This window comes from Pseudomonas sp. B21-035 (genome assembly GCF_024748945.1).
Lineage (GTDB): Bacteria > Pseudomonadota > Gammaproteobacteria > Pseudomonadales > Pseudomonadaceae > Aquipseudomonas.
The window spans coordinates 179,376-193,733 of record NZ_CP087179.1; the positions used below are offsets into that span (position 1 = coordinate 179,376).

General features: G+C 62.4%; 13 protein-coding genes and 1 tRNA gene. 7 read left to right on the forward strand and 7 right to left on the reverse strand.

Going from position 1 to position 14,358, the window contains the following annotated elements; genetic code table 11:
• Nucleotide 1: 1 nt before the first annotated feature.
• Nucleotides 2-1,375 carry a nodulation protein NfeD gene (locus LOY22_RS00765; protein ID WP_213602770.1) on the reverse strand — a complete coding sequence of 458 codons (1,374 nt, stop codon included), beginning with the start codon at nt 1,373-1,375 and terminating at the stop codon, nt 2-4.
• Nucleotides 1,376-1,477: 102 nt separating this feature from the next.
• Here LOY22_RS00765 and LOY22_RS00770 point away from each other — a divergent pair, with 102 nt between their 5' ends.
• The 3 genes from LOY22_RS00770 (at nt 1,478) to LOY22_RS00780 (ending at nt 2,948) form a co-directional block, all read left to right on the forward strand.
• Nucleotides 1,478-1,936, forward strand: a complete 459-nt coding sequence (locus LOY22_RS00770) for an aminoacyl-tRNA deacylase (RefSeq protein ID WP_045201736.1) — start codon at nt 1,478-1,480, stop codon at nt 1,934-1,936.
• Nucleotides 1,937-1,996: 60 nt separating this feature from the next.
• Nucleotides 1,997-2,239, forward strand: a complete 243-nt coding sequence (locus tag LOY22_RS00775) for a DUF2789 domain-containing protein (RefSeq protein ID WP_093377442.1) — start codon at nt 1,997-1,999, stop codon at nt 2,237-2,239.
• Between the two features lie 70 nt (nt 2,240-2,309).
• Nucleotides 2,310-2,948 (forward strand): hypothetical protein, encoded by a 639-nt coding sequence (locus tag LOY22_RS00780; protein ID WP_045201740.1) that lies wholly within the window; start codon nt 2,310-2,312, stop codon nt 2,946-2,948.
• Nucleotides 2,949-2,960: 12 nt separating this feature from the next.
• Here the strand turns inward: LOY22_RS00780 and LOY22_RS00785 are convergent, their stop codons facing one another.
• The 4 genes from LOY22_RS00785 to LOY22_RS00800 form a co-directional block, all read right to left on the reverse strand.
• Nucleotides 2,961-3,401, reverse strand: a complete 441-nt coding sequence (locus LOY22_RS00785; RefSeq protein WP_010222085.1) for a CBS domain-containing protein — start codon at nt 3,399-3,401, stop codon at nt 2,961-2,963.
• Nucleotides 3,402-3,575: 174 nt separating this feature from the next.
• The gene (locus tag LOY22_RS00790) at nt 3,576-4,019 is read right to left on the reverse strand and encodes a DUF805 domain-containing protein (RefSeq protein WP_408980934.1); all 444 of its coding nucleotides are present in this window, start codon (nt 4,017-4,019) and stop codon (nt 3,576-3,578) included.
• A gap of 10 nt (nt 4,020-4,029) precedes the next feature.
• Nucleotides 4,030-4,350: a DUF4190 domain-containing protein gene (locus tag LOY22_RS00795; protein WP_258595779.1), complete on the reverse strand. Its 321-nt coding sequence runs from the start codon at nt 4,348-4,350 to the stop codon at nt 4,030-4,032.
• Nucleotides 4,351-4,513: 163 nt separating this feature from the next.
• Nucleotides 4,514-6,370, reverse strand: a complete 1,857-nt coding sequence (locus LOY22_RS00800; RefSeq protein ID WP_258595781.1) for a DUF3857 and transglutaminase domain-containing protein — start codon at nt 6,368-6,370, stop codon at nt 4,514-4,516.
• A 179-nt stretch (nt 6,371-6,549) separates the two neighbouring features.
• Between LOY22_RS00800 and LOY22_RS00805 the strand changes: the two genes are divergently transcribed.
• The gene (locus LOY22_RS00805; RefSeq protein ID WP_258595789.1) at nt 6,550-8,523 is read left to right on the forward strand and encodes a TonB-dependent receptor; all 1,974 of its coding nucleotides are present in this window, start codon (nt 6,550-6,552) and stop codon (nt 8,521-8,523) included.
• Nucleotides 8,524-8,675: 152 nt separating this feature from the next.
• On the opposite strand, the gene LOY22_RS00810 is transcribed toward LOY22_RS00805, so the two are convergent.
• Nucleotides 8,676-8,752 (reverse strand) — tRNA-Arg (locus LOY22_RS00810).
• A gap of 261 nt (nt 8,753-9,013) precedes the next feature.
• Here LOY22_RS00810 and gabD point away from each other — a divergent pair.
• The 3 genes from gabD to LOY22_RS00825 all read left to right on the forward strand — a co-directional run bounded on the left by gabD (nt 9,014) and on the right by LOY22_RS00825 (nt 13,271).
• Nucleotides 9,014-10,456, forward strand: a complete 1,443-nt coding sequence (gabD, locus tag LOY22_RS00815; RefSeq protein ID WP_045201748.1) for an NADP-dependent succinate-semialdehyde dehydrogenase — start codon at nt 9,014-9,016, stop codon at nt 10,454-10,456.
• A gap of 184 nt (nt 10,457-10,640) precedes the next feature.
• Nucleotides 10,641-11,921, forward strand: coding sequence for a 4-aminobutyrate--2-oxoglutarate transaminase (gene gabT / locus LOY22_RS00820; RefSeq protein ID WP_038997739.1), 1,281 nt, complete (start codon nt 10,641-10,643; stop codon nt 11,919-11,921).
• Nucleotides 11,922-12,062: 141 nt separating this feature from the next.
• Nucleotides 12,063-13,271 (forward strand): response regulator, encoded by a 1,209-nt coding sequence (locus tag LOY22_RS00825; protein ID WP_045201750.1) that lies wholly within the window; start codon nt 12,063-12,065, stop codon nt 13,269-13,271.
• A gap of 51 nt (nt 13,272-13,322) precedes the next feature.
• On the opposite strand, the gene LOY22_RS00830 is transcribed toward LOY22_RS00825, so the two are convergent.
• On the reverse strand, nt 13,323-14,312 hold the full coding sequence (locus LOY22_RS00830) for a sensor domain-containing diguanylate cyclase (protein WP_045201752.1): 990 nt from the start codon (nt 14,310-14,312) through the stop codon (nt 13,323-13,325).
• Nucleotides 14,313-14,358 lie beyond the last annotated feature (46 nt).

A 14,358-nucleotide genomic window follows, 5' to 3' on the forward strand; every position in this document is an offset into this window, starting at 1 on the left:
CTCAGTCTCCTTGCGCCGGTGGTTGTGCCTCGGCGCTGACGTCCAGTAGTACGCCCTTGCGTGTCATCACCCGGACGCGTTGCCCCACCTGCAGTGGCGTCTGGCACTGGGCCTGCCACTGTTCACCCTGCGCCTGCACCGAACCGATGAACGGGTCGCTGTCATTGACCGCCATCACCGTCGCCAGGCTACCGACCAGCCCGGCATCGCCACTGACCAGCGCGCGCTGGCGCGCCTTCATGGCCATGCCCAGCACGCCGCCGAGCAGCAGCGCCGAGAGCAGGGCGAGGGTCAGGATCAGCGCCAGGGGGATGCCGAAGCCGGGCACGTCGGTGTCCATCAAGATCACCGCGCCGACCACGAAGGCAACGATGCCGCCAAAGCCGACCACGCCAAAACTGGGCAGGAACGCCTCGGCAATCATGAAGGCGATGCCAAGCAGGATCAGCGCCGCGCCGGCATAGCTCACCGGCAACAACTGCAAGGCATACAGGGCCACCAGCAGACAGATGCCACCGATCACCCCGCCGACCCCGGAGCCCGGGCTCATGAACTCGAACATCAGCCCGTAAATGCCGATCATGATCAGGATCAGCGCCACGCTGGGGTTGGTGATCACCGCCAGCAGGCGCGTGCGCCAGTCCGGCTCGCGTTCGATGATGCTGACGTTGGCGGTGTGCAACTGCACGGCTTGGCCGGCGGCTTCGAGGCTTTTGCCATCGAGCTGGCGCAGCAGGTCGGGCAGGTCGTTGGCGATGCGGTCGATGACTTTCAGGCGCAAGGCTTCGTTGGCCGGCAGGCTGACCGATTCGCGTACCGCCTGTTCCGCCCAGTCGGCATTGCGCCCGCGCAGTTGCGCCAAACCGCGAATATAGGCGGCAGCGTCGTTGATCTGCTTGCGGGTCAGGGTGTCTTGTTCGCTGCTCGGTGCTGGCTTGTCGCCGGTGGGCGCAGCCGGGTCTTTCGGTGGGCCTGGCATCCCGCCGATCTGCACCGGCGTGGCGGCGCCGAGGTTGGTGCCCGGGGCCATGGCTGCGACATGGCTGGCGTAGAGAATATAGGTGCCGGCGCTGGCCGCCCGGGCGCCACCGGGGGCGACGAAGGTAGCGACTGGCACGGGGCTGGCGAGGATCGCCTTGATGATCGCGCGCATCGAGCTGTCGAGCCCGCCCGGGGTGTCGAGGCGGATGACCACCAATTGCGCCTGCTGCGTCTTGGCCTGCTCCAGGCCGCGTATCAGGTAGTCGGCACTGGCCGGGCCGATGGCGTCGTCGATACTCAGTACCAGCACCGGATTGCCGGGCGCAGCCACACCGCTCGTCAGGGCGCCGAGCATCAATAAAACCAGCAGGTGCCGACACCAGCGAGCGATCACCTGAATTCACCCGGGCTGTGCGTGTCCAATAAGTTTAGTCGGCTGCTTGCGGCAGCACGGCCTAAACTTCAGAAGTGGGGGCGCTGTATCCGGAGGTGCATCATGCGTATGGCAAAAACCCTGCAGCAGTGCCTGGACAAGGCCGGCTGCGACTACGACATCATTTCTCACCCGCACTCATCTACCAGCCTTGAGTCGGCCCGTACCGCTGGAGTGCCCGCCGAGCGGGTGGCCAAGTCGGTCATGCTCGACGACCGCCATGGCAACTATCTGATGGCCGTGCTACCGGCCAACCGTCACCTGGACATGAGCAAGGTGCGCGCCACCGGCGCCTGGCAAATGACCCATGAAAGCGGGCTGCCGCATCTGTTCGGCGACTGCGAGCGTGGCGCCATTCCGGCACTGGGCGATGCTTACTCGATCAAGATGCTGCTCGACCCGACCCTGACCCGTCAGGGCGATATCTATGTCGAGGCCGGTGATCACGATCACCTGATCCACATGAACATGACGCAATACCTGAAACTGGTACCGAACGCCGAAGTGCGTGAGGTTTGCTGATGATCAACCCACTGCCAGGCTGGCGTCGTGGATGCCCGTCCTGGCCCCAAGGAGTCACGCATGGAATCAAATATTCATCCGTTTTCGGAGCTCTTCAAACAGCTGGGCCTGGCTGATGATCCCCAGGGCATTGACCAGTTCATCACCAGCCACTCGCCGCTCAAGAATGAAATAAAGTTGGTTGATGCACCGTTCTGGACCGAGAGCCAGCGGGCATTTCTCAAGGAAAGCATTATCGAAGACTCCGACTGGGCCGTGCCGTTCGACCAGCTGAACGAGGCGCTGCGGCGTCCGAAAAAATAAACGCCGAGCGGCACATCGACCGGCGAATGGCGTTGCTATGCTCAGGAAAAACAACAAGGGGACAGCGCCAATGAAAGATCCCTATGCCGCCGGTTTCTGGTGTGCCGTGACCGCCCTGGGGCTGCTGACCGTCGGTTATTTCTATGGAATCAAACAGACCCACCAGTTGGGTCAGGCTCTGGTATTTCTTTACGCCGCCGGGGGCGTGATCGGGGCGCTGGCCCTGACCGCGCTGGCGTGGATTGCCTGGCAGCAACTGCGGGTGAGCAAACGCCAGTTGGCCCAAGGGCGAACCTTGGTGGCTATCTGGAACACCAAGGTTGCCTTGCGCCGGGTCGAAACCGTCTTCGACCGTTATTTCTGGGGCAGTTACTGGCAGCCCGGGCGTACCTTCCAAGAGGTAATGGGCGAGCTTGAAGGCACGCCGCTGGAGCAGAGCCTGGAAGCGCTGAAACGCCAATGCCGCGAGCTCGACCGCGAAACCCATGACCACCGCCGCCACTGGCTGGACAACGCCCGCGAGCTGTCTACGGTTGCCACTGCAATGGCCCGGGAGCGTTATCAACTGGACTTGTGCGACTCGCAGCAGAGCAGCGGGCGCGGCGCCGCGGTGCTCAACCGCGACCTGGAAGTGCTGGTGTACACCTGGTCAGCGCGCCTGCGCAGCTTCGACCACCAGCTCGATGAGCTGGAGGGCGAATACCGCTGAGCGTGCCGCGAATCAGTCGCCGCGAATGTACTGTTCCAGTTGCAGAATCATGTTGGCCTGTTCGGCGATGGCTTCCTTGACCAGGTCGCCAATCGACAGCAGGCCCAGCAGCTCGCCGTTCTCGACCACCGGCAGGTGGCGCAGGTGACTGTTGGTCATCATGTTCATGCAGTATTCAACGTTCTGGTGTGGGTCGACGGTAATCACCGGCGCACTCATGATCGCGCTGACCGGCGTGCCCACCGAACTACGGCCCTTGAGCACCATCTTGCGCGCGTAGTCGCGCTCACTGACGATCCCCACCACACGCCCGTCCTGCACCACCGGCAGGGCACCGACGTTCTTCTCGGCCATCAACCTCAGCGCATCGAGCACCATGTGGTCGGGGCCGATGGTGTGAACCTGGTGGTGCTGCTGGGCTTTTGTTTTTAGAAGCTGTGCCACGGTTTTCATAGAGGCCTCTGCGATGCTGGGAGTGGGTGACGGCAGATAGCTAAAGAATCGTGTACAGATCGCTGCAGGGCAAGGGCGAAAGCGGCATCGATGTGATTGAAAAACGTCATGGGCGCAAAAATGCCAAAGCGGCCAATGATGGCCGCTTGGCTTTGACTCTCGATCAAGCTGTGATCAGGTGTTTTTCGGGTTTGGGCCGAAACGGTTCGGGCCACGCTGGCTGTCCTGGCACAGGAAGATCAGGTTGACGAGCGGGAACAGCAGCCACCAACCGCTACGGTCGGTGTCGTGCATGCGCCGAACGGCTACGGCAATGCCCGGGACCAGCAATGCCACGCTGTACAGGTAAGCGAAGAGCGTGCCGGTACGGAGCTCGCGGTCGAGATAGGGCACCAGCATGTACACCAGGAAGGTGACCAGGATGAACAGCCAGTATTCCTGGCGGCGTGACCGACCCGAGAACATGGCGTATTTCTTCAGTAGTTCAACGTACCAGATGCCGGCTGGCGCAGGTGCTGCAGTGAAGGTTGCAGCAGGTTGCGGTGCACCGCAGGCTGGGCAAGCCACGGCGCTGTTGTGGATTTCCTTGGCGCAGCCACGGCAAAAAACCATATTCATGTGTTGTCCCTTACATGACTAGCCAGATCAGCAAAATGAGCAAAATGCCTGACAACACCGCGCCAGTAATTGCCATGTAGGTTCGCGGTTCTTTTTTGACCAGGCTGAGCGAGCTCAGGACCAGCCCGGTGAGTGCAAACAAGCCCATCCCCCACAGGGTGTTACGATCCCAGCTGGCTGGTTCGAACAGCGTCAATACACAGGCGATGCACAGGATCAGCGAGCTGGCTGCCATCCAGGACAAGCGCTTGCCGGCAGGTTGCGTGGTGGCAGAGGGAGTCTGAGGGGCGCCGCACTGTGGGCAGCTGGGCGCCGTTTCATGGATTTCCATGGCACAACCGCGGCAAAAAACCATTGCCATGACAATTCCTTTTGATAGTTCCGCTTGCGTGGCGCAGCGCAGGGCGCGGCGGAGTTTATCAAAGACTTCGACGTTGGCGTAACAGCGACGGCGCCCTGCTGACCTCCCGAGGGATTCGGCAGGGCGCAGTACCTCAGCTCTTCTGCACGATCACCTGACTGTTCAGGTCATTGAGCATGGCGTCCAGGGTTGGCTTCATCTTCTCGAAGTCTTTCACGCTGCACACCGCTTTCGGGTTGTGGAAGTCCAGGCGGCGTTTGATCACCAGGCTGTTGCCTTGCAGGGCATAGTCGGCGCTGTAGTCGAAGTGTTTGTCCTTGAGGCTCACAGGCTTGGGCGCGGCGATGATCTTGACGTCGGCCGGGAACTCGAAGCGCGCTTGTTCTTCGGTGATGCCGGAGATGCAGGTGAAGTCCTGGGTGCGCTGCTTTTCAGCGATAAAGCCGAAGATATTCTGGGCGATGCCGCCAGCCAGGCTGGTCAGGGTCGGCACGCCGATCGGGCCGGGCAGGTTGACCAGGTTTTCGCTGCGACCGTTGATGTGCATCTCGAAGGCGCCGCTGGTTTCCAGGTCGTCGCTGCTGATCTTGCCGCTACCACGCTGGCCGTAGGCGGCGAGGATGCGCTGGGTCAGCAGGTCGCGCTCGGCCGGTTGCATGTTGCGCATCATCCAGCGGTTCATCTCGGCGGCCCAGCCGTCGATTTTCGAAGCGTGGCTGAAGTCGGCGGCGCCGCTGCTGGCTACGGTGTAGGTGGTGCTGTTTTGCACCAGGCCCTGCTGGGTCGCCGGGGTGTGGCCGAGCTTGCCGGAGCGGCTCAGCACGGTCGGCTTGTCCAGCACCGGCGCGGGCAGGTAGCCGCTGGCAATGGCTTCGGCGGTGGAGTCCAGGTACAGGTCCAGGCTCGGGATGTAGGTGATCACGTGGTTGATCACGCCCAGGGTCGGCACCTTGGGCAGGGCGTAGGCATTGCCGAGGTTGATCAGCGCCGGGGTGCTGTCGATATTGACTGCGGCCAGCAGCGCTTCGAGCAGGGCCACGTGGTCCTTGCAGTCGCCATAACGGTTGCTCAGCACGGTATCGGCGGCATGCGGCACCACGCCGCCAGCACCGATGTAAACCGCCACGTAGCGAATGTTGCGGCGCACCCAGTCACCCAGGGCCAGGGCCTTGTCGCGCGGGTCGTCGATCTTGGCCGTGAGCTTTTCCGCCAGTTCGCGGATGGCGGGCGTCACTTCGCTGTTGGCGCGCGCCGCGTAGGCTTTGGCGAACTCGCTGTAGTCAGCGAAGGTGGAAACCGCCAGGTACTTGCCGTAGTCCGAGTAGGCTACTGCGCCCAGTTCTGTACGGGCGTTGTCACCCTGCACATAATCCCACTGGTAGACCTTGCGACCAGGCTCGGCCTTCGGGCTGGAAGCCTTGAAGCCCTTGGCCTCGGCATTGAGCTTGAGGTTCTTCGGCAGGTCGTAGATCAGGGTGAACTGCTGGGTCGGGTGGAACTGCGGCATCGCCAGGTCTTCGAACTGGCCAGGGAACAGCGGGGTCTTGCGCTGTTTCTTGAAGCTCAGCACCAGGCGATCGCCGACGGCGACTTCGGGGAAGATCACTACCTTGACCAGGCTGTCATGGAACATCGGCGCCTGGGACGATTGCTGCTCCTGTTGCTCCTTGATCTGCTCGGGGCTGACCTGCACTTTGCGGCCATCGGGCTTCTGGGTGTAGGCCTGGGTCACCTCGAGGGTTTCCAGGGTGCGGTTGTAGTACAACGACTGCTGGGCCTTGGCCTGGATCGCGCGTTCTTCATTGATCAGCAGGACCAGGTCCTGGGTGGCGGCGTAGCTGCCGTCTTCGGCCACCACGGTGCGTAGAATGTCCTTTTCGATGGTGACGGAGGGGTCGGTACCGTCGTCCTTGGCCTGTGCGATGTTCAAGGCGAACAGGCAGCACAACATCCCGACCCACCGGGCCGGGGTCACAGCGAACCGCTTCATAAAGATCCTTCTTGCTGGTGTATTCCAGGGGTCTGACTCATTAAATGCGAATCAGTTAGTAGCATTTTGCCTTATAACTGGCTGTTGCTGCTGCGCCAATTTTTTCAGCGCAGGTTTTCCTGCGTTTTCTGTCCCTATCGATTCAAGGATTCAGCATGTTTACCAGGCGGCACTCCGTCATGACCCTCCTGTTGCTCGGCGCCGGTAGCGCCTGTGCCGACAGCGTCGAACTGGCGCCGCTGGAAGTGACCTCGACCCGGGTCAATTCCGCCTGGTTGCAGACCCCGGCTTCGGTAAGCGCCGTGGACATCGCCGAGAAGCCCGGCGAGCAACTGCTGACCCTCGATGGCCTGCTTTCGGCCGTGCCCGGCACCGTGTCGCAGAGCCGCTACAACATGGCCCAGGGCATGCGCCTGTCGATTCGTGGCTTTGGTGCGCGTTCGAGTTTCGGCATGCGCGGCATTCGCGTGCTGGTCGACGGCGTACCGCTGACCATGCCCGATGGCCAGACCGAAATGGACGGCGTAGACCTGGGCCTGGTGGAGCGCATCGAAGTGATCCGCGGCTCGGCCTCGACGCTGTATGGCAACGGTGCAGGCGGGGTATTGGCAATCCAGACCCGCGAGCCGTCGCTGACACCGCAATCGTCCATCGATGTCAGTGGTGGCGAGTATGGCTACCAACGCCTGCGTGCGGAAACCAGCGGCACCTCCGGCAACCTTGGCGGCCTGCTGGCGCTCAATGTCACCAACCTCGACGGCTATCGCCAGCACTCCAGCTCCGAGGCGCGCAACCTTACCGGCAAGCTGCGCTGGCAGGGCGATGCCGGGCAACTGGGGGTAACGTTCCAGGCGCTCGACAACCGTTCCGAAGACCCTGGCGCCCTGACCCTCGCCGAAGTGCACACCAAACGTGACCAGGCCCGCGCCCAGAGCCTGTTGTACAACTCCGACGAAGACATCACCCAGCAGCGTCTGGCGCTGAACTGGACCGGCGATCTTGGCGAGGCCGACAGTTATCAAGTGCGCAGTTGGCTGGGGCGGCGCGAGTTTGGCAATCGCCTGCCTTACGCCAATGGCGGGCAGACCTCCTACACCCGGCTGTTCGCCGGGGTAGGCGGGCAGTACACCCATAAGGCCAGCTGGTTCGGCCTGGATCAACACGTCACCGCCGGTGTCGATCTTGAACAGCAGCGCGATGAGCGTGAACGCCACAACAACCAGATCGGCGGTGGCACCGGGGCGCTGACCCTGCGTCAGCAAGAGAAGGCCGGCAGCGTTGGCCTGTACCTGCAAGACAGCATCGACCTCAGCGAGCGCTGGCAACTGACCCTGGGCGGGCGCTACGACAGCATGCGCCTGGCGGTGGACGACCGCTTCGAGCGTGACGGCGACGACTCCGGCTCGCGCACGCTGGATGACTGGAACTACAGCGCCGGCCTCAGCTATCGCCTGAGCGAGCATTACCTGGTCTATGCCCGCGTCGCCACCTCGTTCGAAACGCCCACGGTCAACGAACTGGCCAACCCGGCAGGTGGCGGCTTCAACCCGGGCCTGCAACCGGCCAAGGCGCTCAACCGTGAGCTGGGAATCAAAGGCGAATGGAGCGACGTGCGCGCCGAGGCGGTGCTTTACAGCATCGCGCTTGAGGATGAGCTGGTGCCTTACGTCGACGGCGGCCAGACCTTCTACCGCAACGCCGGCAAGTCGCGCCGCGACGGCGTTGAGCTGAGCGCCGACTACCAGGTGCTGGAGCACTGGCGGCTGTCCATGGCCTACAGCTTCAACAACTACCGCTACACCGACTTCAACGGCTTTGACGACAACCGCCTGCCGGGCATCCCGCGTCAGACGTTGTTTAGCGAAGTGGCTTACGAGCGTGATGGCTTTTATGCGCGCGTTAACATGAATGCCTACGGCCCGCAGTACGCCGACAACGCCAACAGCGCGCGGGTGGCCGGGGTCGCTTTGCTCAACTTGCGCCTTGGCAAGCAGTTTGATCTTGGCGGCCAGACCCTGGAGCCGTACCTGGGTGTGGATAACCTCAGTGACCGCCAGTACTACGACAACCTGCGCATCAACGATGGCTCCGGGCGCTACTACGAACCGGGGCCTGGGCGCACGCTGTACGCCGGTGCGCGCCTGAGTTTCTAACCCGGTAGGGGCGGCGGTGCGGCGACCCGACTTGCCCCGCGATTGCGGTCTGCCTGCCGTATCGGATCGCGGGGCAAGCCCGCTCCCACACAGGGAGTAACTGGGCCGGAAAACAAAAAAGGCCCAGGTATTCACCTGAGCCTTGATCGATATGGCGCACTCGGCGGGATTCGAACCCACGACCCCTGCCTTCGGAGGGCAGTACTCTATCCAGCTGAGCTACGAGTGCAACGCGGGCGCCATGATACCCATCTAGGCTGGCGGCGTCCATCGTCGAAATGGCTGTGGTCGATTTCGCACACTCCACGGGCCAAAAGTGACGTTGATCCGAAAAAATTCGCCGCACAGCGCTTTTTGTTCTTTTTTTCGAACACCCTATTGTCCTTTCTCGTCGTTGATCCTAGGATTCGTTTGAGATTTCAAACGCTCTCCTTTTTCTACAATCAATAATTCGCTCCGTGCCTGCACGGTGCAGTTAAGGAAGCCCGACATGCAGCTTAAAGACGCCCAGTTGTTCCGCCAGCAAGCCTTCATCAATGGAGAGTGGCTGGACGCGGACAACGGCCAGACGATCAAGGTCAACAACCCGGCAACGGGCGAGATCATCGGCACTGTGCCGAAGATGGGCGCCGCTGAAACCCGCCGTGCCATCGAGGCCGCCGACAAGGCGCTGCCGGCCTGGCGTGCGCTGACCGCCAAAGAACGTGCTGGCAAGCTGCGTCGCTGGTTCGAGCTGATGATCGAGCACCAGGATGACCTGGCCCGCCTGATGACCACCGAGCAGGGCAAGCCACTGGCCGAAGCCAAGGGCGAAATCGCCTATGCCGCTTCCTTTATCGAGTGGTTCGCCGAAGAAGCCAAGCGCGTATACGGCGACACCATCCCCGGCCACCAGCCAGACAAGCGCCTGATCGTGATCAAGCAGCCGATCGGCGTGACCGCAGCCATCACCCCGTGGAACTTCCCGGCGGCGATGATCACCCGTAAAGCCGGCCCGGCCCTGGCCGCTGGCTGCACCATGGTGCTCAAGCCTGCTTCGCAAACCCCGTACTCGGCCCTGGCCCTGGTTGAGCTGGCCACCCGTGCCGGTATCCCGGCTGGCGTGCTCAGCGTAGTCACCGGCAGCGCCGGCGACATCGGCAGCGAGCTGACCGGCAACCCGATCGTGCGCAAGCTGTCGTTCACCGGCTCCACCGAGATCGGTCGCCAACTGATGGCCGAATGCGCCAAAGACATCAAGAAGGTTTCCCTGGAACTGGGCGGCAACGCGCCGTTCATCGTGTTCGACGACGCTGACCTGGACAAGGCCGTCGACGGCGCGATCATCTCCAAGTACCGCAACAACGGCCAGACCTGCGTCTGCGCCAACCGTATCTACGTTCAGGACGGCGTCTACGATGCCTTCGCCGAGAAGCTCAAGGCCGCAGTGGCCAAGCTGAAAATCGGCAACGGCCTGGAAGACGGCACCACTACCGGCCCGCTGATCGACGGCAAGGCCGTGGCCAAGGTCCAGGAACACATCGAAGACGCAGTCGCCAAGGGCGCCAAGGTGCTCAGCGGCGGCAAGCTGATCGAAGGCAACTTCTTCGAGCCGACCATTCTGGTCGACGTACCTAAGAACGCCGCCGTGGCCAAGGAAGAAACCTTCGGCCCGCTGGCGCCACTGTTCCGTTTCAAGGACGAGGCCGAAGTCATCGCCATGTCCAACGACACCGAGTTCGGCCTGGCCTCGTACTTCTATGCCCGTGACATGAGTCGCGTGTTCCGTGTCGCCGAAGCCCTGGAATACGGCATGGTCGGTATCAACACCGGTCTGATCTCCAACGAAGTCGCGCCGTTCGGTGGTATCAAGGCTTCGGGCCTGGGCCGCGAAGGCTCCAAGTACGGCATCGAGGACTACCTGGAAATCAAATACCTGTGCATCAGCGTCTGATCGCAGCGTAAAGCTTTACCTCTGCCAGCGGGGCGCGAGAGCGACGTCTCGCTGGCCTTTTTTACACCGTACATCCAGTGGCCTGGGCCCCTGCAGCAGTCGATCAACGCATGCTGCCTGCAGTTGAATACCGGCCACTCCGACTTGAATCGCGCCACCTTGTGTGTGGCGAATTGAGGACATTATGAGCAAGACCAACGAATCTTTGATGCAACGTCGTGTCGCCGCTGTTCCACGCGGTGTTGGCCAGATCCACCCGATCTTCGCCGAGTCGGCAAAAAACGCCACCGTCACTGACGTCGAAGGCCGCGAGTTCATCGACTTCGCCGGCGGTATCGCGGTACTGAACACCGGTCACGTGCACCCGAAGATCATCGCTGCCGTTGAAGCCCAACTGCACAAGCTGACCCACACCTGCTTCCAGGTACTGGCCTACGAGCCTTACGTCGAGCTGTGCGAAAAGATCAACGCCAAGGTGCCAGGCGACTTCGCCAAGAAAACCCTGCTGGTTACCACCGGTTCCGAAGCCGTTGAGAACGCCATCAAGATCGCCCGTGCCGCCACTGGCCGTGCTGGCGTAATCGCCTTCACCGGCGCCTACCACGGTCGCACCATGATGACCCTGGGCCTGACCGGTAAAGTCGTGCCTTACTCGGCCGGCATGGGCCTGATGCCAGGCGGCATCTTCCGCGCCATCTACCCGAACGAACTGCACGGCGTGAGCATCGACGACTCGATCGCATCCATCGAACGCATCTTCAAGAACGACGCCGAAGCCCGTGACATCGCCGCAATCATCCTCGAGCCAGTTCAGGGCGAAGGTGGTTTCTACGTTGCGCCGAAAGAGTTCATGAAGCGCCTGCGTGCCCTGTGCGACCAGCACGGCATCCTCCTGATCGCCGACGAAGTTCAGACCGGCGCTGGCCGTACCGGTACCTTCTTCGCCATGGAACAGATGGGCGTTGCTCCAGACCTGACCACCTTCGCCAAGTCCATCGCTGGCGGCTTCCCGCTGGCCGGTGTGTGCGGCAAGGCCGAGTACATGGACGCCATCGCTCCAGGCGGCCTGGGCGGCACCTACGCTGGTAGCCCGATCGCTTGCGCCGCGGCCCTGGCCGTGATGGAAGTGTTCGAAGAAGAAAAACTGCTGGACCGCAGCAAGGCCGTTGGCGAGCGCCTGGTCGCCGGCCTGCGCAAGATCCAGGACAAGCACCCGATCATCGGTGACGTGCGTGCCCTGGGTTCGATGATCGCTATTGAAGTGTTCGACAAAGCCGGTTCCCACACCCCTAACGCTGCCGCTGTAGCCTCGGTTGTGGCCAAGGCGCGTGACAAGGGGCTGATCCTGCTGTCGTGCGGCACTTACGGCAACGTCCTGCGTATCCTGGTTCCGCTGACCTCGCCTGATGAGCAACTGGACCAAGGTCTGGCAATCATCGAAGAGTGCTTCGCAGAACTTGCGTAAACTGTGACGCATTAGAAGAAAAACCCGCTTCGGCGGGTTTTTTTTCGCCCAAAGGAAGGCCAGGCGGCTAAGGTTGCCTGTAAGGAGACACCTTGGAAGGTGCACAGGATTGCGTGTAGCGGAATATCGGGAGAGTTGTGTATGAGCGTTGTAGAGCCCGCCCAGGCACCTTGCGTGCTGATTGCCGAAGGCGACCCCTGGGTGCGGGACATGCTGAGCCAGATGCTGCTGAGCGTGCGCTGCGATGCGCGTTTGCAGGTGTGTGCCGATGGCTCGCAGGCGCTGGCAGCGCTGGCCAGCAAGCCGGACCTGATCATCGCCGCGCGCGAGCTGCCCGGCGGCGACGGCCTCGACTTGCTGCGCAACGTACGGGCCAAAGGTCGCCAGCCGGCACTGCCGTTCATTCTCATGAGCAACCGCAGCGATGCCGCCAGTGTCCGCGAGGTGCTGCCGTTCGCACCCACCGCTTACCTGAGCAAGCCGTTGAACATGGATTCGCTGCGTCAGCGCCTGGAAGACCTGCTGCTCAGCGCCGGCGAGGAGGTTGCCTGTCCGGTGCCGCCGTTGCAGCCGGGCTCGACCTTGCCGCGTTTTCTCGAAGGGCGTCGCGCCAATTCCGATGGCGGCCCGCTGTTTGCCGACGTGAAACTGGCGATCAAGCGCAGCCTGCAACCCCAGGGCCTGGACCTCAAGGTGCTGGAGGCCGAGATCCGCAATGACCCGCAGGTTACCGCCGTGCTCATTGCCGCCGCCAACAGCGCCGCATTGCATCGCGATGGCGCGGTGCAGAGCCTGATGCAGGCGCTGAACAAGCTGGGCACCACCCAGAGCATGAACTTGATACTGGGGCTTGCGCTCAAGCGCAGCGCCAAACTCAGTGATCCGATCCTGTCGCGTCATGCCGAGCATTTCTGGGAGTTGTCACTGCACACTGCCGAATACGCGCGAACCCTGGCCCGCATGCTCGAGCTCGATCAGGAGCGCTGCTATTGCGCCGGCTTGCTGCATTGCCTGGGCGATCTGGCGCTGTTGCGTTGTTTGCAGGAATGGCAGCAGGCCGGCGGTGAGCTGGATGAAGACTCGGTGGAGCTGTCGCTCAACGAGTTTGGCGCGGCGTTCGGCTCGGCGCTGCGCACCCGCTGGCGCTTGCCGCTGGAGCTGCGTGAGCTGATTGCGGCGATCTACCAGTTGGGCGGCGGCGTGTATTCACGCGATGCGCTGGTGATGAACCTGGCCGGGCAACTGGCGCGCCTGCCGGCGGATCAGGGGCTCGAAGGCCTGGCTGAAAGCAAGACGGCGCGCTTGCTCAAGGTGGGGATGGCGGAGCTGGGCAGGTTGCGCAAGGTTTGAGACTCTGGGGCCGCTGTGCGGCCCAATCGCTGGCAAGGCCAGCGATGCTTTTCAGCCTCTTACAATCTGATTCTTGCCCTGGCGCTTGGCCTGGTACATGGCCGCATCCGCCCGGGCGAACAGGCTGTCCAGCGACTCATCTTCTTCAGTAATCCCGGTCAGCCCCTGGCTCACCGTCACTCCAAATACCTTGTCGTCATGGCTGAAGCTCAAGCGCTGGATCTCGCGCTGCAGGCGTTCGGCAATCTGCTGGGCGATCTCTGGGGTGCAACCCGGAAACACTGCGGCGAATTCTTCACCGCCAATGCGCCCGAACTGATCACCACGGCGCAACACCGCCTTGCCGGTGTCGGCGATGCGCTGCAGCACATAGTCGCCTTCCTGATGGCCGTAGGTGTCGTTGATCTGCTTGAAGTCATCGATGTCGAGCAGCAGGAACGCCAACGGCGTCTGCTCCAGTCGCGCGGTTTCGAAAGCGTGCTGGGCGCACTCGAAAAAGTGCCGGCGGTTGCTGCTCTGGGTCAGGACGTCGGTGGTGGCCAGGCGCTGCAGCTCGCCTTCGAGCTGCTTCTTTTCGGTGATGTCCTCGGCCATGCCAACGATGATCACCCGCTGGCTGGGGTCGGCTTGCTGGTTGATGAAGCATTTGTCGCTGATCCAGCGCACCTGGCCGTCGGCGGCGATGATGCGGTATTCGCGGTCTTCCACTGCGCCTTTGACCAGCACTTCGGCCAGGCTGCGTTCGGCGTAGTCGAGGTCGTCGGGGTAGATGCTGTCGCGCCACTCATTGAAGTCAGCCAGCAGCAGGCCGGCCGGGCGGCCAAAAATGCGTTCGTAGGCGGGGCTGACGTAAAGCACCTGGCGGCTTTCCCAGTCGAAGGCCCAGAGCACGGCGTTAACGCTGTCGAGCAACGAGCTGAACAGCTGTTCGCGCTCGCTCAGGCGCGCGACTTCGCCTTGGGCGTGCATCAGGGCCAGCAGGGTCTGGGCGGCTTCAGGTGGCGGATTGCAGGCCAGGGTTGTTGGTTTGTTCTTGACCATTTGCGCGGAAATTCTCACGACGGGGGCGTGCGGCCACGACCCGGCC

What these genes read in the sequence shown, in the direction of transcription:
- LOY22_RS00775 (WP_093377442.1), top strand. Translation starts at nt 1,997, where the DNA reads ATGGAATCAAATATTCATCCGTTTTCGGAGCTCTTCAAACAGCTGGGC.
- LOY22_RS00800 (WP_258595781.1), bottom strand. Translation starts at nt 6,370, where the DNA reads ATGAAGCGGTTCGCTGTGACCCCGGCCCGGTGGGTCGGGATGTTGTGC.
- LOY22_RS00795 (WP_258595779.1), bottom strand. Translation starts at nt 4,350, where the DNA reads ATGGAAATCCATGAAACGGCGCCCAGCTGCCCACAGTGCGGCGCCCCT.
- LOY22_RS00805 (WP_258595789.1), top strand. Translation starts at nt 6,550, where the DNA reads ATGACCCTCCTGTTGCTCGGCGCCGGTAGCGCCTGTGCCGACAGCGTC.
- gabD (WP_045201748.1), top strand. Translation starts at nt 9,014, where the DNA reads ATGCAGCTTAAAGACGCCCAGTTGTTCCGCCAGCAAGCCTTCATCAAT.
- LOY22_RS00790 (WP_408980934.1), bottom strand. Translation starts at nt 4,019, where the DNA reads ATGAATATGGTTTTTTGCCGTGGCTGCGCCAAGGAAATCCACAACAGC.
- LOY22_RS00785 (WP_010222085.1), bottom strand. Translation starts at nt 3,401, where the DNA reads ATGAAAACCGTGGCACAGCTTCTAAAAACAAAAGCCCAGCAGCACCAC.
- LOY22_RS00830 (WP_045201752.1), bottom strand. Translation starts at nt 14,312, where the DNA reads ATGGTCAAGAACAAACCAACAACCCTGGCCTGCAATCCGCCACCTGAA.
- gabT (WP_038997739.1), top strand. Translation starts at nt 10,641, where the DNA reads ATGAGCAAGACCAACGAATCTTTGATGCAACGTCGTGTCGCCGCTGTT.
- LOY22_RS00770 (WP_045201736.1), top strand. Translation starts at nt 1,478, where the DNA reads ATGCGTATGGCAAAAACCCTGCAGCAGTGCCTGGACAAGGCCGGCTGC.
- LOY22_RS00780 (WP_045201740.1), top strand. Translation starts at nt 2,310, where the DNA reads ATGAAAGATCCCTATGCCGCCGGTTTCTGGTGTGCCGTGACCGCCCTG.
- LOY22_RS00825 (WP_045201750.1), top strand. Translation starts at nt 12,063, where the DNA reads ATGAGCGTTGTAGAGCCCGCCCAGGCACCTTGCGTGCTGATTGCCGAA.